Below are 19,841 nucleotides of genomic sequence, written 5' to 3' on the forward strand. Positions count from 1 at the left end.
GGCATACATGTTACGCAGCTGATTTCTTCAGGGCAAACAACTTTGTCATCAGACTGTCCGAGGCTTTGATCGTCAGGGGAGATTTTCGTTATCGGTAAGAAAACTTGGCAATAGTAGCAACATACGATTAGGTCATTTAGAATCACACTTTGGTTTCACTGAAAGCGACTTATGATGAACGACGCGTTAGCCTCGGCTTCTGCCACGCCAATACAGCATATTCTGATCATTAAACTGCGCCATCACGGCGATATGCTGCTGACTACCCCAGTCATCAATACTTTGCGACAGAACTACCCCCAAGCCCAGATAGACATATTACTATATCAAGAAACGCAAGATATGCTGGCCAGCAACCCGGCACTATCACAGATATTTGTTATCGATCGCCAATGGAAAAAGCAGGGCCTCAAAGCTCATCTCAGCCATGAGTGGCGTTTGATCCGTCAGCTCCGAGCCCAACGATACGATCTGGTGATCAATCTTGCCGATCAGTGGCGCAGCGCGCTACTTTCACGTTTAACGGGGGCGCGCATCCGCCTGGGGTTCGATTTTCCCAAACGCCGAGGTTTTCTGTGGCGCCATTGCCATAGTCGATTGGTCTCGGTGGCTGAACATCAGCATCTGCACACTGTTGAGCAGAACCTTTCATTGCTGCAACCGCTCGGTTTACCGAATCTCAGCCAGCAAGTCACCATGAGTTACAGCGCGCAAGACTGGCAAGCCAGCCAACAACTTTTACGCCAGCATGGCATCAAGGATAGCTATATTGTGGTACAACCCACGTCACGCTGGTTCTTTAAATGTTGGAGTGAAGAAAAAATGGCCGCTACCATCAGCGCACTACAGGCTGATGGACACCAATTAGTGATAACCTCCGGGCCCGATACCAAAGAGCAGCAGATGGTCAAGCAAATACTGGAGCTGTGCCCACAGCCAGGTATCGTTTCCCTGGCAGGGCAACTGACGCTGCGGCAGTTGGCTGCACTGATTGATCACGCCAAACTGTTTATGGGTGTCGACTCTGTCCCTATGCATATGGCAGCAGCATTACAGACGCCTTGCGTGGCGCTTTTCGGGCCATCAAAATTGACATTCTGGCGCCCTTGGCAAGTCATCGGCCAGGTAATTTGGGCGGGGAACTATGGCGAACTGCCAGACCCTGATGCGGTTAATACCCGCACTGATGAGCGTTACCTCAACATTATTCCTACAGACGTGGTGATTGCAGCCGCGCGGAGCACCCTGGCATGAAAGCATTTCGTTTGGCGATTGTTCGCCAAAAATACCGCCCAGATGGCGGGGCAGAACGTTTTGTTTCCCGGGCACTGGAGGCTCTCGAGCAACAGGATCTGGATCTGAACGTTATCACCCGAGAATGGCAAGGTGATGCCAATCCGCAATGGCATATCCATCTGTGCAATCCGATGAAATTTGGCCGTATCAGCCGCGAGCGTGGTTTTGCGCAGGCCGCTAGAGCCTTGTGGCAAAAAGAGCATTTCGATCTGGTACAAAGTCATGAGCGCATCCCTGGCTGCGATATTTATCGTGCGGGTGATGGTGTACACCGCCGCTGGCTGTTGCAGCGAGCACGCCTGCTGCCGGAATGGCGGCGCAAATGGTTATTCTCTAACCGTTACCATCGTTATGTCATGTGCGCTGAACGCGCCATGTATGCCGCACCTGAGTTAAAAGCGGTGATTTGTAATGCCGAAATGATCAAGCAAGAAATTATCGACGACTTTAGCGTCCCTGCGGATAAAATCAGCGTGATCTACAACGCTATTGATAACCAGAAATTTTTACCTGCGGGTGAACAGCAACGGCAACAACTGCGCGCGCAATTTCAACTTCCCCAACAAGCACACTGCCTGGTCTTTGTCGGTTCCGGTTTTGAACGTAAAGGTCTGGCAGCAGCCATCCGTGCGGTAGCCGCAACAGAGAGTTATCTATTGGTCGTGGGTAAAGACAAAGCCGAGCAACGTTACCGAGCACTGGCGCAGTCACTGGGTTGTGGCCACCGAGTGCGCTTTATGGGCGTGCAGCAACAAACCCTGCCGTTCTACCAAGCTGCAGATGCTCTGCTGCTGCCAACCTTATACGACCCCTTCCCCAATGTAATCCTGGAAGCGATGTCATGTGGATTACCGGTGATCACCAGTACCACCTGCGGTGGAGCCGAGTTTATCACCCCAGGTGCAAATGGATTTGTCAGCGATGCACTGGATATTCGCGCGCTGACCGAAGCAATTGATGCATTACCTCGGCAAGCGTTGGGGTCCGCCATGGGAGAAACGGCAAGGCAGCGTATTATGTCGGCAACACCGACACAACTCTCAGAACAACTTATTGCACTCTATAACCGACTGCTGGATTAACTATGCGTATTCTGATGATTATCGACGGTCTGCCTGGTGGCGGGGCAGAAAAGGTAGTACTGACGTTATGCCAAGGCATGCAGCAAGCAGGGCATGACATCAGCCTGATTTCACTGCGTGATATCTGTAACTATCCCATCCCTGCTGGGATTAATTATCAAGTGATTCCCGACACCTGCAGGACACCCTGGCGCAAATTGACTGAGCTGTCACGTCGTGCTGCCATGCTGGACCGAACAATTAGTACCAATGAACAGCAAAAGGGCCGTTATGACCTGGTGTTCTCTAACCTGCATAAGACGGATCGTATTGTCAGCCGTAGTAAAGTGATTGATCAGCAACGTCTCTGGTTCTGCATACACGGTATTCTTTCCACTTCCTATCTGGGCCACCGAGCTGGGCTGGATCGCTGGTTAAAGCGCCGCAAGATAGCAAGTATCTATCAGCACAAAAATATTGTTGCCGTCTCACAGGCGGTAGGCCATGACCTGCATCAAAATTTAAGAATTGAGCCCAATCGATTGGAAATAATCAACAATCCTTTCGATATCAAAGCAATAGAACAAGAAGCCGCCGAGCCCTGCATGTTAGCAGGCAAAGATTATCTGATACATGTAGGCCGTTTCCATCCACACAAGCGCCATGACCGCTTGCTGAAAGCCTATGCGCTCTCCGGTATTAAAGCCCCTTTGGTATTACTGGGTGGCGGAGAAGAAAAAATAGTCGAAGAGACAAAACAGTTAGCGCAAGAGTTGGGGATCCATGAACAAGTACAATTTCTTGGTTTTCAGGCCAACCCCTTCCCATTTATCAAACACGCGCGCATGTTGGTGCTTAGTTCAGACAATGAAGGTTTCGGCAACGTACTGGTTGAGGCATTGCTGTGTGCGACTCCAGTGGTTAGCACGCGTTGTCCCGGTGGGCCGCAGGAAATCCTGGAAAAAGCAGGTATGAGCAATGCACTGGCCGAATTAAATGAAAAATCTCTAGCGGAAAAGATGGCAAACATTTATGCCAACCCTCCCGAAATTAATCATCAACAATTATTAAGTTATGGTCTAAAACCTATTTGTGAACAATATATTGCATTAAAAAAATAAACATAGGCAGGGTTGGCCTGCCTTTGCTTAAAACTATTTTAACTGTTGCATTTTTTGCCAAACCTCTTCAACCGGAATATCAGCACAGTTACCACTCGTAGCCTGTATTATCTGATAATCATCCGACCAAGGATGCCATTCTTCCGGTTTGGTCTCACCAAAAAATACCACCTGCTTTTTATTCAATGCCGCAGCCAAGTGCATTTGACCACCATCACTGCACAACACCAGATCGCACAAATCAAATGCGGCTAGCAACTCACGTACCGAGGCGGTGGGATACAGCGCCACTCGCGGATTTTGACACTGCATCAACAACTGTTCAGCGCGTTTATCATCACCAATATCATCTGGAGCCAACGTACCCGGCGGTGACCAAAAAATCAGTACCGAGGCATGATGATCCGTCGTTAAGTGACGAATAATCTCAGCATAGCGCTCCAGTGGCCAACTACTCTTTACTCTGCGGTTACTGAAATGCACAGCATAGAGATGCCCACTGCTGGCAGGTAACAATGCCTTTAAACGTTGCCTGGCGATATGACGCTCTTCATCGGTTAGATAGACACGCACAGGTGGAATCGGAATAACCTTATCCGTTATTGCCGACAAATAGCTAAAGGTACGTTCTACCTGATGTTTACCATGAAAATTAGCTGATTTAAAAGGATGATGAATGTCGCTGGTGCCTAAATCAGCACCGATAATCTTTTTAGCCCCAATCATTTTTGCCATGCGTAAGCTATACTTGCAAGGCTCTGGATTAGCGAGGATCACTGCATCAAATTTTATTTTTCTTAACTGCCAGAGCATCATTAACCGTTGAAAATAGACACCCAGTGTTGTCTCATTCTTGGCTTTATGTTTCGCCTTTTTATACACGAATACCTTTTCAAGGTGGGGGTTATGCTTCACCACGTCTTGGCTGACTTTATTGATCAACAGATACAGTTTTGCATCAGGGTAGGCAATTTTCACTCCTTCAATCAATGGAGTGGTACAAACCAAATCACCAATATTGTCACGGCGTATAATTAAAATATTCTTCATTCCAAACCTATCAGCCAAATCTTGTGTCAGTCGTCGCCAGCGCTCTTCAAACCACCAAACTAGCACCTTTCCGTGCTGGATATGATACTATTCAGAATAACGCATATAAATGAAATTGATAGCATGCTGCTTCGTGTATATCAGGTACTACTCTACCTTATCCAACCTCTGATCTGGCTCCGTTTGCTATGGCGTAGCCGCAAAGCGCCTGCCTATCGTAAACGCTGGGCTGAACGCTACGGTTTCTGCGCCGGAAAAGTGGTGCCGGGCGGTATTATGTTGCATTCAGTTTCCGTTGGCGAAACCCTGGCCGCAATCCCGTTAGTTCGAGCGCTGCGTCACCGTTATCCCTACCTGCCGATTACCGTCACCACCATGACACCAACCGGCTCTGAGCGTGTGCAATCCGCCTTTGGTAAAGATGTTCACCACGTCTATCTCCCTTATGACTTGCCGGGTTCCATACGCCGTTTTCTCAAGCAGGTTGAGCCTAAGCTGGTGATCATCATGGAGACCGAACTTTGGCCAAACCTAATCAATGGGCTGTATCAACGCCAAATCCCGTTGGTCATCGCCAATGCTCGCCTTTCTGCACGCTCCGCAGCAGGCTATAAAAAAATTGGCGGATTTATTCAAGATATCCTGCAGCATATTACCTTGATTGCCGCTCAAAATCATGAGGATGGTGAGCGCTTTCTTGCCCTTGGCTTAAAACGCTCTCAACTGGCTATCACCGGTAGCCTTAAGTTCGATATCTCGGTGACACCAGAACTTGCCGCGCGGGCCATTACGCTACGCCGCCAATGGGCACCACGCCGTCCGGTGTGGATCGCCACCAGCACGCATGAGGGTGAAGAAACCTTGTTGCTCGAGGCTCACCGCAGGTTATTGATCACCTACCCGAACTTATTACTGATTTTGGTACCACGCCATCCAGAACGCTTCCCTACCGCTAAGGCACTGGCACAAAAAGCGGGTTTTAGCTATATCACTCGTAGCAGTGGTGAGATCCCCTCCGGTAGTACGCAGGTGGTGATTGGCGATACCATGGGGGAGTTGATGCTGCTGTATGGCATTGCCGATTTGGCTTTTGTTGGTGGCAGCCTGGTGGAACGTGGGGGGCATAATCCCTTGGAGGCTGCTGCGCATGCCATTCCGGTCCTGATGGGGCCGCATACCTTCAACTTCAAAGATATCTGTGCCAAGCTCACCGAAGCGGGGGGACTTATCACGGTCAATGATGTCGATGCTCTGGTAAAAGAAGTAGCGACATTACTGACTGATGAAGATTACCGCCATTACTATGGCCGTCATGCCGTTGAGGTGTTGTATCAGAATCAGGGAGCACTGCAGCATCTGCTACAATTGCTGCAACCCTATCTGCCGCCACGGAGTCACTAAATGAGCGACCGTAAACGTCTTTCGGTTGTGATGATCGCTAAAAACGAAGCCGAGCTGTTGCCTGAGTGTCTGCAATCGGTCTCTTGGGCTGATGAAATCATCGTTCTCGATTCCGGCAGTACAGACGGTTCTGTCGCCTTGGCGGAAAGCCTCGGTGCTAAAGTATTTATGCATACCGAGTGGCAAGGTTTTGGCAAGCAACGCCAAAAAGCGCAAAGCTACGCCACCCATGATTACATTCTGATGATCGACGCCGATGAGCGTGTCACGCCAGAACTACGCCAATCGATTGAACAAGCGCTGGTAACTGCAGAAGACAACGTGGTCTACAGCCTTGGGCGCCGCAACCTGTTCCTTGGCCGCTTTATGCGCCATAGTGGTTGGTACCCAGATCGGGTCAATCGGTTGTATGCCAACGCCCATTATCGTTACAACGATGATTTAGTTCACGAGTCACTCAATACGGCGGGCGCCAAAATTGTGCCATTAAAAGGTGATTTGCTACACCTGACCTGCCGCGACTTTTTTGCTTTTCAGCGCAAACAACTGCATTACGCCGAACAGTGGGCTGCCCAGCGCCATCAGGCAGGTAAACGCTGTGGTTACTTGTCGATCCTTACCCACACCTTGGGAGCCTTCTGCAAAACCTGGTTGCTACGGGCTGGTTTTCTTGACGGTAAACAAGGCTTGCTGTTAGCCATGGTCAACGCGCAATATACTTTCAATAAATATGCCGCACTGTGGGCATTGGGACGTAACGTTACCCAATAACCCTCAAGATACAGCCATGCTGCTTCTTGAAGGTCGTTAGGTCTATTCAGAGAATATGAGTGATGAGCAGCAAAGCAATCTATCCTGGCACTTTCGATCCCATGACCAATGGTCATCTGGATTTAGTCACGCGCGCCTCAAAGATGTTTGATCACATCATCTTGGCTATTGCCGCCAGCTCGAGCAAAAAACCTCTGTTTACGCTGGAAGAGCGCGTAGCCTTGGCTACACAGGTAACCGCGCATCTGGATAATGTTGAAGTACAGGGTTTCAGTGAGCTGATGGCACACTTTGCCGCCCATCAGAATGCCAATATTCTGGTACGTGGCCTGCGCGCCGTGTCTGATTTTGAATATGAATTACAGTTGGCAAATATGAATCGCCACCTGATGCCACAGCTTGAAAGCGTCTTTTTGATGCCATCGGAACAGTGGTCATTCATCTCTTCAACACTGGTGAAAGAAGTCGCTCGCCATGGCGGTGATATCACCGCCTTTCTGCCTGATGTCGTTGCCAAGGCATTAATGGAAAAACTCGCCAAACAGTAATCAATGCTGGCAGTTGCGGCAGAAAAAGGTGCTGCGCTGCCCGTGTTTTGTGCTATCAATCAAGGTACCACAGACGCGGCAGGGCTCTCCTGCTCGGCCGTAAACCTGCAGTTGTTGCGCAAAATACCCAGGTTTGCCATCTGATTGCAGAAAATCACGCAATGTCGTGCCGCCTTGTTTAATGGATTGTAGTAAAACCGCCTTGATGGTTGCTGCCAACAACTCTGCCTCTGCTTGGCTTAATGACCCTGCTTGACGACCCGGCAAGATCCCCGCACTGAACAGTGATTCACTGGCATAGATATTACCCACCCCAACCACCAGTTTGTTATCCATCAACCAAGGCTTAATCAATGTGCGTTTGTCGCGGGATTTCTGGTAGAGATAAGTACCATTGAAAGTTTCGCTCAACGGCTCCGGGCCAAGATGAGCTAACACCGAGCTCTGCGCAAGATCTGCACACCACAGCCAGGCACCAAAACGGCGCGGATCGGTATAACGCAGGATCATGCCATTGCTCATCACCAGATCAACATGATCATGCTTACCGGCTTCAGTCTCCTCTGTCAGCATGCGCAAACTGCCAGACATGCCTAAGTGAACAATAATCCAGCCATCATCTAACTCAATCAGCAAGTATTTAGCACGGCGTTGCACACTACGTACCAACCGATCACTCAATGACAGGATCTGTTCTGAAACCGGCCAACGCAGGCGAGAATTACGTACCACCGCATACTGAATGTGGTGACCAACAAGATAAGGCTCAATGCCACGGCGGCTGGTTTCGACTTCAGGTAATTCAGGCATACCAGGCTCCTTCTCTGCTTTTGTTACTCCAAGCTACAAGGGATATCGGCGACAACAACTTGGCTTACTGAGTGATACAACGAAAAAAACCCGGCCTAGACCGGGTTTTTATTATAATCCACTAAAATTATTTAATTTTAGCTTCTTTGTAGAGCACGTGTTGACGGACAACTGGATCGAATTTCTTCAGTTCCAATTTTTCCGGCTTAGTACGCTTGTTCTTCGTAGTGGTATAGAAGTGACCAGTACCAGCAGAAGAAACCAGCTTGATCTTCTCGCGAACACCTTTAGCCATGATTCAGTTCCTTAATACTTCTCACCACGGGCACGTAGATCGGCCAAAACCGTCTCAATACCCTTCTTATCAATAACACGCATACCTTTAGCAGATACACGCAGAGTGACAAAGCGCTTCTCAGCCTCAACCCAAAAACGGTGTGAGTGCAGGTTAGGCAGAAAACGGCGTTTAGTCGCGTTCATTGCGTGGGAACGGTTGTTACCGCTCACCGGGCGCTTGCCAGTAACTTGGCAGACTCGGGACATGTCTATTCTCCAAAAATCAAATCAGCTCGAGCTCAAAGGGGTATGGCCGCCTCGTCAGGCTTTTAGAGCCCATCTCAGCAAACTTCATACTGAGGAGACTCTCGTCATCAGGTCAGAAACCACACATCAGGTCAGAAACCTGCTGAGATAGGCTCTTAACGCCAAACCCAAGATTCTCAAAGGTGGCGTAGTATACGCTCTGAAGCGTAAGTGCTCAAGTCCCGAACAAATAAAGATCCCACAAGGATCGCGAAAAAGTGACTTAAAGCCATCCACGCTCAGCAAAAGAGACGCATTCTCCCCGGCCAATCACCACATGATCGAGCACTCGGATCTCCAATAATCGGCAGGCATTGACCACTTGCTCGGTTATTGAACGGTCAGCGTGGCTAGGTTCCGCCTTACCCGATGGGTGATTATGCGCCAAAATGATGGCCGCTGCATTAGCCTTCAACGCTTCACGCACAATTTCTCTTGGGTGCACGACGACACTATTAATGGTACCAGCAAACATCTCCTGATGGCGAATCACCCGGTGTTGATTATCCAAAAAAAGCACTAAAAAAACCTCCCGTTCGTGATGAGCCAGCAAACTATGCAAATAATGCTGGGTAATTTTCGGATTGAGTAGAGCATTCTCCAACAGATGGGGGCCAGAAAATAACCGGAAAGCCAATTCAGAAATCGCCTGTAGCTGTGTATACGTCGCTATCCCTAACCCTTTCTGGCTGCAAAATTGTTGGTAATCAGCCGAAATAAGGTGATACAGCGAGCCAAAATGTGCCAATAACTGTTCAGCACGTTGTGAAACATGCACGCCTGGTGAACCTGTTCGTAAAAAAATTGCCAACAACTCGATGTCAGACAGCGCCGCCGCACCATCACGCATCAGTTTCTCTCTGGGCGCCAGAGCCCCTGGCCATATAGACATATCTTGACTACTCATCGCCTCCTCCCTGCAAGCCACAGAGTATGCCTCGAGGGATTTTGGACTGCGACAGGTGCTTGATAACATTGCGATGCATAGCGAAAACCACCATGCAACTGGCTGCATACACAGCAGAATCGCGCTCCCTGGCAGTGGTTATGCTAATATGCTGCATCTTTAGATTTTCAATCGGACAATCATGATGACGGGACTTTCCGGTAAACATATTGTGCTGGGTATCAGTGGCGGTATCGCTGCTTACAAATGCCCAGAGTTGGTACGGCGACTGCGCGACAGGGGGGCAGAGGTACGGGTGGTAATGACCACCGCCGCCAAAGCATTTATTACCCCACTGACACTGCAAGCGGTTTCCGGCCACCCGGTTTCCGACGATCTCCTCGACCCTGCGGCGGAAGCTGCCATGGGACATATCGAATTAGGTAAATGGGCTGATTTGGTGATCCTGGCTCCCGCCACCGCTGATCTGCTGGCTCGTATCACCGCCGGTATGGCTAACGATTTGTTAACCACCGTCTGCTTGGCAACCGATGCCCCCATCGCCGCAGCCCCGGCCATGAACCAGCAAATGTATCGCGCAACCGCCACCCAAGCGAATCTGCAAACCTTGCAAGCCCGTGGTTTGCTATTATGGGGGCCAGATTGTGGCAGCCAGGCTTGTGGCGACGTTGGGCCTGGGCGCATGTTGGACCCTCTGCAGATCATTGAACTGGCAGAGAGCTATTTTTCTGCGCCACAAGATCTGAAACAATTAAAAATTATGATTACCGCGGGTCCTACTCGCGAGGCGCTGGACCCAGTGCGCTTTATCAGCAACCACAGCTCCGGCAAAATGGGCTTTGCCATCGCCCATGCTGCTGCTGCTCGTGGTGCACAAGTGACGTTAGTGGCCGGGCCGGTAAACCTGCCAACGCCCCCTGGCGTAACTCGTGTGGATGTCATCAGTGCACTGGAAATGGAACAAGCAGTAAAGCAACAGGTCGAACAACAAGATATTTTTATTGCCTGTGCCGCCGTCGCTGACTATCGGGCAGAGCAGGTTGCCAATGAAAAAATCAAAAAACAGGGTGATACCATCACCCTTAAAATGGTAAAAAATCCCGACATCGTTGCGGGTGTTGCCCTGATGAACAAAAATCGACCTTTTGTCGTCGGGTTTGCGGCAGAAACCCAGAATGTGGAAGAATACGCCCGGCAAAAACTGGCGCGTAAAAAACTGGATTTAATCTGCGCTAACAATGTATCGCTTGCAGAGCATGGTTTTAATAGTGATACCAATGCACTGCATCTTTTTTGGCAAGATGGAGAAAAACGCCTCGCCCATAGTGACAAGGCATCCCTTGGCCAACGTTTAATAGACGAGATAATCAGCCGTTATGATGAAAAAAATCGACGTTAAGATCCTCGACCCACGTATCGGTCAAGATTTCCCATTACCGACCTATGCTACCCCAGGCTCTGCTGGTCTTGATCTGCGCGCCTGTCTGGACAGTGCTGTCGAGTTGGCACCCGGCGAAACCACTTTACTCCCCACCGGTCTGGCGATTCATATTGCCGATACCGGTCTTGCCGCAGTGATCCTGCCGCGCTCGGGTCTGGGCCATAAGCATGGGGTGGTACTCGGCAATCTGGTTGGCTTGATCGATTCCGATTACCAAGGCCAATTAATGGTGTCGGTATGGAACCGTGGCCAGAAATCTTTCACCATTGAACCCGGTGAACGCATCGCACAAATGGTGTTTGTGCCAGTTGTACAAGCGGAGTTCAATCTGGTGACTGAGTTTGATAGTAGCGAGCGTGGAGCCGGTGGTTTCGGCCATTCGGGACGCCAATAGGGTTGCTCTATCTTAAGATGATCACTGAAAACCTTGCTGCCCAAAAGAGGAAGACATCTCTATGGCAAGGTTTACCCGACAATAAAATACCGAATACCAGGTCACACGCAGAATCATTGTCGGAGAAACTTTTGGCTTATATCCAGGTTGATTCAAATTGCCCGACAGCAGTTTGAAAGACGGTGGGTGTCGGCTGTTTTAGCAAGGGTCTTATTACACATGGCAGAAAAAGAAAATACCAAAAGGAATCGGCGCGAGGACATACTGCAGGCGTTAGCCCAGATGCTGGAATCCAGCGATGGCAGCCAGCGTATCACCACAGCCAAGCTTGCCGCGAACGTAGGTGTCTCTGAGGCAGCCCTTTACCGGCACTTCCCTAGCAAGACACGAATGTTTGATAGCCTGATCGAGTTTATTGAAGACACCCTGATAACGCGCATCAATTTGATCCTGCAGGATGAAAAAGAGACACTCAACCGTCTGCGCCTAATTATGCTACTCCTACTTGGGTTTGCTGAGCGCAATCCAGGCCTGACACGTATCATCACCGGGCATGCACTGATGTTTGAGCAAGATCGCCTGCAGGGTAGGATCAACCAGTTGTTTGAACGTATTGAAGCACAGCTGCGTCAGGTGCTGAAGGAACGTAAACTGCGTGAAGGGAAAGGCTTTAACGTTGATGAAACGTTGCTGGCCAGCCAATTATTGGCATTTTGCGAAGGGCTATTTTCACGCTATATCCGGTCTGAATTCCGCTACAGTCCAACACAGGATTTCGATGCCCGCTGGCCACTCCTGGCAGCACAGTTGCAATAATCTTTTGAAGTAGCGCTACTTAAATAGTGATGAATGAGGTGCCGGGGTTAACCCGGCATCACTCTTTATACTCCGTACTGTTCGCGATACGCCCGCACCGCTGCCAAATGTTCAGCCATCTCCGGTTTCTCTTCCAGATAAGCAATCAGCTCCTTGAGCGTAATAATTGAGATCACTTTACAGTGATAATCGCGCTCTACTTCCTGAATTGCCGAAACATCAGCACGGCCGCGCTCTTGGCGATCAAGGGAGATCAGCACCCCAGCCAAAGTGGCATGATGAGCCTGGATAATCTCCATTGACTCACGAATCGCCGTCCCTGCGGTGATCACATCATCCACCAGCATCACCCGCCCTTGCAGTGGACTCCCCACCAAAGTGCCACCTTCGCCATGATCCTTGGCCTCTTTACGGTTAAAGCAATAAGGCATATCTCGGTCATGATGTTCCGCCAGTGCGACCGCGGTGGTCGTAGCAATGGGAATGCCCTTATAGGCTGGGCCAAACAGCAGATCAAAATCAATACCAGAATCCACCAAGGCTTCAGCATAGAAACGCCCTAATAACGCCAGATCGCGCCCGGTATTAAACAGGCCAGCATTAAAAAAATAAGGGCTGGTACGTCCCGATTTCAAGGTGAACTCACCGAATTTCAGTACCTGTTTGCTAAGCGCGAATTCAATAAACTGGCGCTGATAGGCTTTCATGACTCACTTTCCTCGTCTGAACTGTAATGTTTATGCTGTGGTTGCAAATTTAAGTTGTAAAAAAGGCGACTTCGTCGCCTTTGAAAAATTATTCTGCCAACGCCGCTTTCTGCGCTTGAAAGATGGTTTCGATACCCCCACGGGCCAATGCCAGCAAGGCCAGCAACTCATCATGGTTGAACGGCTCACCTTCAGCGGTCCCCTGCACCTCGATCATGCGGCCATCTTCCATCATCACCACATTCATGTCGGTTTCTGCTGCAGAATCTTCAACATATTCCAGGTCGCATAACGCTTCACCATTAACGATGCCCACCGAAACTGCCGCCACCAAGCCTTTCATCGGGTTGGTTTTCAATTTCCCTGCAGCAACCAACGCATTCAGCGCATCGGCCAGGGCCACACAGGCACCTGAAATTGAAGCGGTACGGGTGCCACCATCGGCTTGCAATACGTCGCAGTCCAAAGTAATGGTGAATTCACCGAGTTTTTTCAGATCGACAGCAGCCCGTAGTGAACGTGCAATCAGGCGCTGAATTTCCAACGTGCGCCCACCTTGTTTTCCTTTCGCTGCTTCGCGCGCATTACGGCTATGGGTAGAACGCGGTAACATACCGTATTCAGCGGTCACCCACCCTTGCCCCTGACCTTTCAGGAAGCGTGGAACGCCCTCTTCGACGGTGGCGGTGCACAAAACTTTGGTATCGCCAAACTCGACCAGCACTGAACCTTCAGCGTGTTTGGTGTAGTGACGGGTCATTGTCAGGGGGCGAATTTGTTGTGGTGCTCTGCCTGCAGGACGCATGGGCTGTTTTCTCCGGCTTCTTATCAACAATTTGAGGCGTATTATACGAGCTTCGTGACGTTATGCCTATCCTGCCCTCAGGTGCAACGCTATAATCAACGCATCTTTAGCTATTACAGGGTAAGCAACAATGATCCGCAGTATGACCGCCTATGCCCGGCGTGAAATCAAGGGCGAATGGGGTAGTGCAGCCTGGGAGCTACGCTCTGTTAACCAGCGCTACCTTGAAACCTATATCCGCTTGCCGGAACAATTCCGTAGCCTTGAGCCGGTGATCCGCGATCGTATCCGTGGCCGCCTGACTCGTGGCAAAGTGGAATGTAACCTACGTTTCGAACTCGACCCAAGTGCACAGAGCTCGATGATCCTGAACGAAAAGCTGGCAAAACAACTGGTTGAAGCCGCCAACTGGGTGAAAATGCAAAGCGATGAAGGGGAGATAGACCCCATCGATGTATTGCGTTGGCCTGGTGTCATGTCCGCAGAAGAACAGGATCTGGATGTCATCAGTGAAGAGCTGATGCAGTTACTGGAAAATACGCTCGACGATTTTATTACGGCACGCGAAAGCGAAGGTAGTGCACTGAAAGGCATGATCGAACAGCGGCTGGAGGGCGTAAACACTGAAGTGGCAAAAGTACGCACCCAGATGCCCAATATCCTGCAATGGCAACGTGAACGGCTGGTCAGTAAGCTGGAAGAAGCGCAAGTGCAATTAGAAAACACACGTCTTGAGCAAGAACTGGTGCTAATGGCACAACGCATTGACGTTGCAGAAGAGCTGGACCGTCTGGAAGCGCACGTCAAAGAGACGTTCAATATCCTGAAGAAAAAAGAAGCGGTGGGCCGCCGTCTCGACTTTATGATGCAAGAATTCAATCGTGAAGCGAATACCTTGGCCTCAAAATCAATCAATGCGGAGGTCACAGCCTCAGCCATTGAACTAAAGGTATTGATTGAGCAAATGCGTGAGCAAATCCAGAATATCGAGTAATCATTCAGGAAGCATCAACAAGCCGCATAAATCCAGAATGCCCGCATAACAGCGGGCTTTTTTGTTATCATGAGCTAGCATAAAGAAGCAAGAAAGCACACTATTGCCATGTACCTCGCTTTGCCCCTCAAAAATTGGTCGAGATCGCCTTAAAATGAGTTTGGCCTGATGACTTGAACCAGCCTTGGCAAGATGTATCAATTTACCAGGCAATTCGTGACGGTATGGATCTTGCCCCATATCGGAGTTTTATTCTGTAAAATGACCATGGCCACGGCGAGTCGATAACAAAAAACTCTGAGAGGTGGTATCGATGCGAAAGAATCGGCGTGAAAAGGCTGCGCAGCACACGGCAACGATTACCGGCACAATCGCCAACACACCCAGGCGCATAAAGACACGAATGGGCCGAGTTATGGCCGCCGCCACAGTGCTGGTGGAGTCGGACAAGCCCAACCCGTACCCGATGCAGGTAATCGGCTTTGTCTGTTGGCGCTGGGATTGATGATCCACCGGCGGAGTTAACGGTTATCAGATAACGGTGCATACAGCTTCTCCGTCAAGAGTTTCCTACTCTAATGAACTCCACCAATCTCATAACGGATAAGGAACAATTGATCACGGATAGGCTTAACGTCATAACGGATTGTAGATCACTCGCCTTCTTACCACACAAGGCTACCCACTTAAAAAACTGTTCAAACATACAGTTATATTTTTAATTTGGCGTTTTAATGATCCTTCCTGGACTTTCTTATCACTTAAACTAGGGTAAGATACGACCAATTTATACCCACAATACTCACATGGAGGTACAGTGTTCCGGATATCTGATCTGACAGATCTGCGTGCACTATCTGAATCCTCAGAGCTGGAGTTTAAATTGGCTCAAGGGAAAGATGGTAGAGGCAAGTTGCCGGATGACTTCTGGCCAACTTATAGCGCCATGGCAAATTGTCGCGGTGGATATGTTGTTTTAGGTATTCGTGAAAAGAAAGGTGAGTTCACTGTTGCGGGTATTCCGGATGTTAATACCGTCAAAAAGCAGCTCTTTGACCTTGCAGGCAGCAAGAAAAAGGTAAACGTTAATCTTCTTACTGATCAGCTTGTTCAAACTGTCAAATTAGACGGCAAAGAGATACTTGTCATTGAGGTACCGATTGCAAGACGTGAGCAAAAACCAGTCTATTTAAACAATCAACCAATAACAGAAACATGGTTCAGAATGCATGAAGGTGACCATCGTTGTTCTGAAGAACAAGTTCGCAGGATGATGGCTGAACAAGTTGAAGAAAGCCGTGATAACCGCATTGTCCAGAACTTCGATATGAACGATATAAACCTAGAGAGTCTTCTGGCCTATCGAAACCTTCTTTCAGCCTCTAATCCAGTCCATCCCGCGTTAGAGCTAGACAATTTTGCATTCTTACGCAGCATCGGCGGATATAGAAAAGATCGCCAAACAGGTACTGAAGGTATGACTTTGGCAGGCATCCTCATGTTTGGAACATGGGAGGCCATACAAGACGTAGCTCCAAACTATTTCGTAGATTACCAAGAACGACCAGAAGCGAGAACAGAGAGAAGGTGGGTTGATAGACTCTGCCCTGATGGAACGTGGTCGGGTAACGTATTCGATTTCTACAGGCGTACATACCGAAAACTAATAGCCGACTTGAAAGTGCCTTTTGAACTAAAAGAAGGTATCAGGCAAGACGATACACAAATACATACCGCTCTGCGTGAAGCGCTGGTAAACACCTTGGTACATGCGGACTATACAGGCCGGATTTCAATCATGGTCGTAAAAAGACCTGATTTATTCGGCTTTCGCAATCCTGGGCTCATGCGTGTACCTCTTGAACAAGCGATAAAAGGTTACGAGAGCGATTGCCGTAATCGTCTTATGCACCAGATGTTTTTGATTATCGGTGCTGGGGAGCGCTCAGGCTCAGGGATTCCCAAAATATTTAGTGGTTGGAAGTTGGCCAACTGGCGTCTCCCCCGGTTGTATGAAAAAACAGAACCGGAACAAACACTGCTTGAACTCTCTATTGGTAACCTTGTCTCGGAAGAAACAGCGGCTCTTCTGCATTCCAAATTCGGAGACAAAGTTGATCACCTAAGCGAGCTTGAACGCAGTATCGTAATTACAGCAGCGGTAGAAAAATGGATAGATCATGAACGGGCTTGCCAACTCACCAGCTTGCATTCTCGTGAAGTTACTCTTACGCTTCCTCGCCTCGTAACTGGCGGTTTTTTGATTCCACACGGTGAAAAAAGAAACAAATCATACACATTACCAGGGCAAGAGCTCCCCTCTCCTGAAGATGTTTTTGGTGTTAATCCGTTATCAACAAGCACACCCGATTCCCTACACGGCCAAATCATCACGGATAATACCTCTTTGATCACGGATAGCAGCTACTTGATCACGGATAACGACGAGATAATAACGGATAACGAGCAAGAACGAGACGATCTGGGCCGTTTTGTTACAGACAAACTTCCTTATCCTTATATCGACAACCTCGATCACCTTTCTTTGTCGCTAAGGCAGCAACTAGAAGCAGCATCAGCATTAGCAAGAGAGAAAAAAAGACTCTCAAATGAAGTTATGGATGAAATTATCCTTGCGCTTTGCGCAGGCCATTACATGCCGCTTAGTATTATTTCTAAACTGATGTCCCGCACCCCACAAAACTTGCGAGAGAAACAACTAGTTCCTTTAGTAAGGATGGGAAAAATTCGTTTAGCCTTTCCTCATGCAAGAAGACATAAACGGCAGGGCTACATAGCTTGTGAAGTGGTGAATACCAGCATGTGTACAAAAAACAGCCCGAAAAGGTGAGCATTCCTTTTTACCGTGTACACAAGGGTGTACACAATAGAAAAGCGCATTATAAGAAATCCAGTAATCAAAAGGATTTTAAGCCGACACTCAATGTATAAATCCAATATCGAGTAACCATTCAGGAAGCATCAACAAGCCGCATAAATCCAGAATTCCCGCATAACAGCGGGATTTTTGCTTGTTATGGAGCAGTATAAGGCAGCAATAAAACGCAACGTTTACATGAGATTGTCGGATGAGTGCGCATTTACCTGATGGCAGCCACGAAGCAAAACCGGAATGTATCGGATCATTTCGTTGAAGCCACCTAAAAGGTCACTCTTGGTTCTGGGGCTCAACGCGAATTAGATGATATTCATCTATCTCGGTATGCTACTACGATTTTTGCTCACCCAGTGGCGAGAGCCTGGACGGTTGTTTAGCACCAATGCCAGCCAGTAGTTCGGTAAGCGATAACACCATGGTGGAACGTACCATCTGTTGATAGCGCTGGTGTTGCATGGCAATCAACGACTCATCCGCTTCACTCGGCTGTAAAAAGGTGGGTACTGGGGGGAGTTCACTCACACAGTGCAGTTCACCAAAGGGCCCCAGGATTTCATCATCAATAAAGCGATATTCAGTGCCATCATGATTCAACTCTTCGCGCATTGCCATCAGCAACTCGGCATCTTCATATTCATGCCGTGAAATAACCCCCAGGCCATACATCAGTTTAAGGCGAACTGAGAGTTCACCAAGCGGGCCAGCACCAGACAATAGGGGTTCGACGGCATACTTCACCGCATAATCGTCTTTACGAAATACCTGCACCACTAATACGTTCAGTGCTTCGGCTAACAACTCGACCGCTGCGATCAGAAAGCTACGTACCGTTTTGCCAGCATTCAGTTTTTCCAATACTTTGTTTTCAAATGCCTTTGTGTCAATCATCGTCACTTTTCGAACAGCATTAGGGGTGCCCTTTCTTAGCGGAAATCAATATAGGCCAGGGCAAAAAAATTTGCCCTGCATCCTAACCGTTATCCGTGAAGTAAGGGAGTGTTTATTGACACCGATTTATTGCGCCATGGAATTTACTGCGACTGCATGGTGTTATACGCAGCCACCGCCTCTTCCACCACCTTGCTGTCAGCCGGTAAGCCAGAAATTTGTATCAGTGCCGCTTTTGGCCCCAGTTTTTCCAGCAATTCTACCAACTCTTTGGCCTGCGGGTCTTGTTCACTGCGGTAACTCATGGCGGCCGCAATCCCTTTTATCAGGTTGCCATGTGGCAAATCGTATTCCAATGTTCCCAACAATGGCTTAATCAAGCGGTCGCCTGCACTGAGTTTACGCAGTGGCTGGCGCCCAACACGCTCAACATCATCATGCAGATAGGGGTTTTCAAAGCGAGAGAGGATTTTGTTGATATAAGCGGCATGTTTATCCGCATCAAAGCCATAACGCTTGATCAACACCGCACCACTCTCTTCCATCGCCCCTCGTACCACCTGACGAACTTGTGGGTCGAGAATAGCATCACGAATCGTCAGTAAGTTGGCGCGCTGCCCCAGATAAGCCGTGATTGCATGGCCAGTATTAAGAGTGAACAACTTGCGTTCAACGAACGCCATCAGGTTGTCAGTCAACTCCATACCCGCAATAGCAGGCGGGGGCCCCTTGAACTGAGTCTGATCCACAATCCATTCGCTGAACGTTTCCACGGTAACTTCCAGCGGATCGCTGCTGTTGGCTTCCGCGGGTGGCACGATACGGTCTACGGCAGAATCCACAAACCCGACATGCTGCTCAACCCAAGCCTGCTCATCCTGCGGCAATACGTCGAAAACAGAGTGCTTGAGCTGGCTGGTGCCGCGCACCATATTTTCACAAGCAATGATATTGAGTGGCTGGGTGTTTCCTTGTTGATGGCGTTTAATCAACCCCTTGGCAATAGTCCCGGCGATTTTAGCCAAGACCTGTGGGCCAACTGCTGTTGTCACAATATCCGCCTCAGCAATCAAATCCACCGCCTGCTCACTGCCGCTGTTAACCGCACTGACATTATTCACTTGTTCAATACGTGATTCATCACCTACCACGTGTACCTGGTAGCTTTTACGTTGGTTCAGTTCATCCAACAACGTCTGGTTAACGTCAGCAAAAGTCAGTTCGGCATGAGCATCAGCCAGTAACTTGCCGATGAACCCACGGCCGATATTACCCGCGCCGAAGTGTAATGCTTTCATAGTTCTACCTTTGTTAATATCGAAGGGTGCACACCCGGTGCACCCTTTAAAA

Annotated in this window: 21 protein-coding genes and 1 pseudogene; 12 read left to right on the forward strand and 10 right to left on the reverse strand. The window is 49.1% G+C overall.

The window, feature by feature from the left end:
- Positions 1-171: 171 nt before the first annotated feature.
- Genes rfaQ through IO95_RS22865 form a run of 3 tightly spaced genes read left to right on the forward strand, consistent with a single transcriptional unit; the run spans position 172 to position 3,478 of the window.
- Positions 172-1,254, forward strand: coding sequence for a putative lipopolysaccharide heptosyltransferase III (gene rfaQ / locus IO95_RS22855; RefSeq protein ID WP_023492585.1), 1,083 nt, complete (start codon positions 172-174; stop codon positions 1,252-1,254).
- On the forward strand, positions 1,251-2,378 hold the full coding sequence (locus tag IO95_RS22860) for a glycosyltransferase family 4 protein (RefSeq protein WP_023492584.1): 1,128 nt from the start codon (positions 1,251-1,253) through the stop codon (positions 2,376-2,378). The genes rfaQ and IO95_RS22860 overlap by 4 nt, the downstream gene beginning before the upstream one ends.
- Before the next feature lie 2 nt (positions 2,379-2,380).
- Positions 2,381-3,478 (forward strand): glycosyltransferase, encoded by a 1,098-nt coding sequence (locus IO95_RS22865; RefSeq protein WP_023492583.1) that lies wholly within the window; start codon positions 2,381-2,383, stop codon positions 3,476-3,478.
- Positions 3,479-3,511: 33 nt separating this feature from the next.
- On the opposite strand, the gene IO95_RS22870 is transcribed toward IO95_RS22865, so the two are convergent.
- Entirely contained in the window at positions 3,512-4,528 is a 1,017-nt protein-coding gene (locus IO95_RS22870) for a glycosyltransferase family 9 protein (protein ID WP_037384833.1), read from the reverse strand.
- 123 nt (positions 4,529-4,651) lie between these two features.
- On the opposite strand from IO95_RS22870, the gene waaA reads away from it, so the two are divergent.
- The 3 genes from waaA (at position 4,652) to coaD (ending at position 7,248) form a co-directional block, all read left to right on the forward strand.
- The gene (waaA, locus tag IO95_RS22875; RefSeq protein ID WP_023490035.1) at positions 4,652-5,929 is read left to right on the forward strand and encodes a lipid IV(A) 3-deoxy-D-manno-octulosonic acid transferase; all 1,278 of its coding nucleotides are present in this window, start codon (positions 4,652-4,654) and stop codon (positions 5,927-5,929) included.
- Positions 5,930-6,700 carry a glycosyltransferase family 2 protein gene (locus IO95_RS22880; RefSeq protein ID WP_023490034.1) on the forward strand — a complete coding sequence of 257 codons (771 nt, stop codon included), beginning with the start codon at positions 5,930-5,932 and terminating at the stop codon, positions 6,698-6,700. It abuts the gene before it with no gap.
- A 62-nt stretch (positions 6,701-6,762) separates the two neighbouring features.
- Positions 6,763-7,248: a pantetheine-phosphate adenylyltransferase gene (gene coaD / locus IO95_RS22885; RefSeq protein WP_023490033.1), complete on the forward strand. Its 486-nt coding sequence runs from the start codon at positions 6,763-6,765 to the stop codon at positions 7,246-7,248.
- On the opposite strand, the gene mutM is transcribed toward coaD, so the two are convergent.
- The 4 genes from mutM to radC all read right to left on the reverse strand — a co-directional run bounded on the left by mutM (position 7,249) and on the right by radC (position 9,532).
- A complete protein-coding gene (mutM, locus tag IO95_RS22890) occupies positions 7,249-8,058 on the reverse strand; it encodes a bifunctional DNA-formamidopyrimidine glycosylase/DNA-(apurinic or apyrimidinic site) lyase (protein ID WP_023490032.1) in 810 nt (269 codons plus the stop codon). It lies immediately after the preceding gene.
- 127 nt (positions 8,059-8,185) lie between these two features.
- Positions 8,186-8,353: a 50S ribosomal protein L33 gene (gene rpmG, locus IO95_RS22895; RefSeq protein WP_002208990.1), complete on the reverse strand. Its 168-nt coding sequence runs from the start codon at positions 8,351-8,353 to the stop codon at positions 8,186-8,188.
- An 11-nt stretch (positions 8,354-8,364) separates the two neighbouring features.
- Positions 8,365-8,601, reverse strand: coding sequence for a 50S ribosomal protein L28 (gene rpmB, locus IO95_RS22900; protein WP_004931195.1), 237 nt, complete (start codon positions 8,599-8,601; stop codon positions 8,365-8,367).
- 262 nt (positions 8,602-8,863) lie between these two features.
- Positions 8,864-9,532, reverse strand: coding sequence for a DNA repair protein RadC (gene radC / locus IO95_RS22905; RefSeq protein WP_200874164.1), 669 nt, complete (start codon positions 9,530-9,532; stop codon positions 8,864-8,866).
- Positions 9,533-9,728: 196 nt separating this feature from the next.
- Here radC and coaBC point away from each other — a divergent pair, with 196 nt between their 5' ends.
- From coaBC to slmA, 3 genes are all read left to right on the forward strand, one after another.
- Positions 9,729-10,946 (forward strand): bifunctional phosphopantothenoylcysteine decarboxylase/phosphopantothenate--cysteine ligase CoaBC, encoded by a 1,218-nt coding sequence (gene coaBC, locus IO95_RS22910; RefSeq protein ID WP_023490030.1) that lies wholly within the window; start codon positions 9,729-9,731, stop codon positions 10,944-10,946.
- On the forward strand, positions 10,924-11,382 hold the full coding sequence (gene dut / locus IO95_RS22915; RefSeq protein ID WP_023490029.1) for a dUTP diphosphatase: 459 nt from the start codon (positions 10,924-10,926) through the stop codon (positions 11,380-11,382). The genes coaBC and dut overlap by 23 nt, the downstream gene beginning before the upstream one ends.
- A gap of 219 nt (positions 11,383-11,601) precedes the next feature.
- Positions 11,602-12,198 carry a nucleoid occlusion factor SlmA gene (slmA, locus tag IO95_RS22920; RefSeq protein WP_023490028.1) on the forward strand — a complete coding sequence of 199 codons (597 nt, stop codon included), beginning with the start codon at positions 11,602-11,604 and terminating at the stop codon, positions 12,196-12,198.
- A 65-nt stretch (positions 12,199-12,263) separates the two neighbouring features.
- On the opposite strand, the gene pyrE is transcribed toward slmA, so the two are convergent.
- Together pyrE and rph are read right to left on the reverse strand one after the other, a co-directional pair.
- The gene (pyrE, locus tag IO95_RS22925; RefSeq protein WP_023490027.1) at positions 12,264-12,905 is read right to left on the reverse strand and encodes an orotate phosphoribosyltransferase; all 642 of its coding nucleotides are present in this window, start codon (positions 12,903-12,905) and stop codon (positions 12,264-12,266) included.
- 88 nt (positions 12,906-12,993) lie between these two features.
- Complete coding sequence (rph, locus tag IO95_RS22930) at positions 12,994-13,710, reverse strand: ribonuclease PH (RefSeq protein WP_023490026.1); 717 nt, start codon at positions 13,708-13,710, stop codon at positions 12,994-12,996.
- 130 nt (positions 13,711-13,840) lie between these two features.
- On the opposite strand from rph, the gene IO95_RS22935 reads away from it, so the two are divergent.
- Positions 13,841-14,704, forward strand: a complete 864-nt coding sequence (locus tag IO95_RS22935; RefSeq protein ID WP_023490025.1) for a YicC/YloC family endoribonuclease — start codon at positions 13,841-13,843, stop codon at positions 14,702-14,704.
- Positions 14,705-14,953: 249 nt separating this feature from the next.
- Here the strand turns inward: IO95_RS22935 and IO95_RS25465 are convergent, their stop codons facing one another.
- Positions 14,954-15,217: a hypothetical protein gene (locus IO95_RS25465; protein ID WP_152554916.1), complete on the reverse strand. Its 264-nt coding sequence runs from the start codon at positions 15,215-15,217 to the stop codon at positions 14,954-14,956.
- Positions 15,218-15,521: 304 nt separating this feature from the next.
- On the opposite strand from IO95_RS25465, the gene IO95_RS22945 reads away from it, so the two are divergent.
- Both IO95_RS22945 and dinD read left to right on the forward strand, forming a co-directional pair.
- Positions 15,522-17,555, forward strand: coding sequence for an RNA-binding domain-containing protein (locus IO95_RS22945; protein WP_051791157.1), 2,034 nt, complete (start codon positions 15,522-15,524; stop codon positions 17,553-17,555).
- A 281-nt stretch (positions 17,556-17,836) separates the two neighbouring features.
- Positions 17,837-17,932: pseudogene (gene dinD, locus IO95_RS26275) on the forward strand (DNA damage-inducible protein D); the annotation flags it as partial.
- 1 nt (position 17,933) lies between these two features.
- On the opposite strand, the gene IO95_RS22950 reads toward dinD, so the two are convergent.
- On the reverse strand, positions 17,934-18,491 hold the full coding sequence (locus IO95_RS22950; RefSeq protein WP_023491294.1) for an MltR family transcriptional regulator: 558 nt from the start codon (positions 18,489-18,491) through the stop codon (positions 17,934-17,936).
- Between the two features lie 143 nt (positions 18,492-18,634).
- On the reverse strand, positions 18,635-19,789 hold the full coding sequence (locus IO95_RS22955; RefSeq protein ID WP_023491295.1) for a mannitol-1-phosphate 5-dehydrogenase: 1,155 nt from the start codon (positions 19,787-19,789) through the stop codon (positions 18,635-18,637).
- Positions 19,790-19,841 lie beyond the last annotated feature (52 nt).

It is taken from the genome of Serratia sp. DD3 (genome assembly GCF_000496755.2).

Excerpts from the sequence above, each read along its gene's own strand:
- rfaQ (WP_023492585.1), top strand. The coding sequence starts at position 172 with ATGATGAACGACGCGTTAGCCTCGGCTTCTGCCACGCCAATACAGCAT.
- IO95_RS22860 (WP_023492584.1), top strand. The coding sequence starts at position 1,251 with ATGAAAGCATTTCGTTTGGCGATTGTTCGCCAAAAATACCGCCCAGAT.
- IO95_RS22865 (WP_023492583.1), top strand. The coding sequence starts at position 2,381 with ATGCGTATTCTGATGATTATCGACGGTCTGCCTGGTGGCGGGGCAGAA.
- IO95_RS22870 (WP_037384833.1), bottom strand. The coding sequence starts at position 4,528 with ATGAAGAATATTTTAATTATACGCCGTGACAATATTGGTGATTTGGTT.
- waaA (WP_023490035.1), top strand. The coding sequence starts at position 4,652 with ATGCTGCTTCGTGTATATCAGGTACTACTCTACCTTATCCAACCTCTG.
- IO95_RS22880 (WP_023490034.1), top strand. The coding sequence starts at position 5,930 with ATGAGCGACCGTAAACGTCTTTCGGTTGTGATGATCGCTAAAAACGAA.
- coaD (WP_023490033.1), top strand. The coding sequence starts at position 6,763 with ATGAGCAGCAAAGCAATCTATCCTGGCACTTTCGATCCCATGACCAAT.
- mutM (WP_023490032.1), bottom strand. The coding sequence starts at position 8,058 with ATGCCTGAATTACCTGAAGTCGAAACCAGCCGCCGTGGCATTGAGCCT.
- rpmG (WP_002208990.1), bottom strand. The coding sequence starts at position 8,353 with ATGGCTAAAGGTGTTCGCGAGAAGATCAAGCTGGTTTCTTCTGCTGGT.
- rpmB (WP_004931195.1), bottom strand. The coding sequence starts at position 8,601 with ATGTCCCGAGTCTGCCAAGTTACTGGCAAGCGCCCGGTGAGCGGTAAC.
- radC (WP_200874164.1), bottom strand. The coding sequence starts at position 9,532 with ATGTCTATATGGCCAGGGGCTCTGGCGCCCAGAGAGAAACTGATGCGT.
- coaBC (WP_023490030.1), top strand. The coding sequence starts at position 9,729 with ATGATGACGGGACTTTCCGGTAAACATATTGTGCTGGGTATCAGTGGC.
- dut (WP_023490029.1), top strand. The coding sequence starts at position 10,924 with ATGATGAAAAAAATCGACGTTAAGATCCTCGACCCACGTATCGGTCAA.
- slmA (WP_023490028.1), top strand. The coding sequence starts at position 11,602 with ATGGCAGAAAAAGAAAATACCAAAAGGAATCGGCGCGAGGACATACTG.
- pyrE (WP_023490027.1), bottom strand. The coding sequence starts at position 12,905 with ATGAAAGCCTATCAGCGCCAGTTTATTGAATTCGCGCTTAGCAAACAG.
- rph (WP_023490026.1), bottom strand. The coding sequence starts at position 13,710 with ATGCGTCCTGCAGGCAGAGCACCACAACAAATTCGCCCCCTGACAATG.
- IO95_RS22935 (WP_023490025.1), top strand. The coding sequence starts at position 13,841 with ATGATCCGCAGTATGACCGCCTATGCCCGGCGTGAAATCAAGGGCGAA.
- IO95_RS22950 (WP_023491294.1), bottom strand. The coding sequence starts at position 18,491 with ATGATTGACACAAAGGCATTTGAAAACAAAGTATTGGAAAAACTGAAT.
- IO95_RS22955 (WP_023491295.1), bottom strand. The coding sequence starts at position 19,789 with ATGAAAGCATTACACTTCGGCGCGGGTAATATCGGCCGTGGGTTCATC.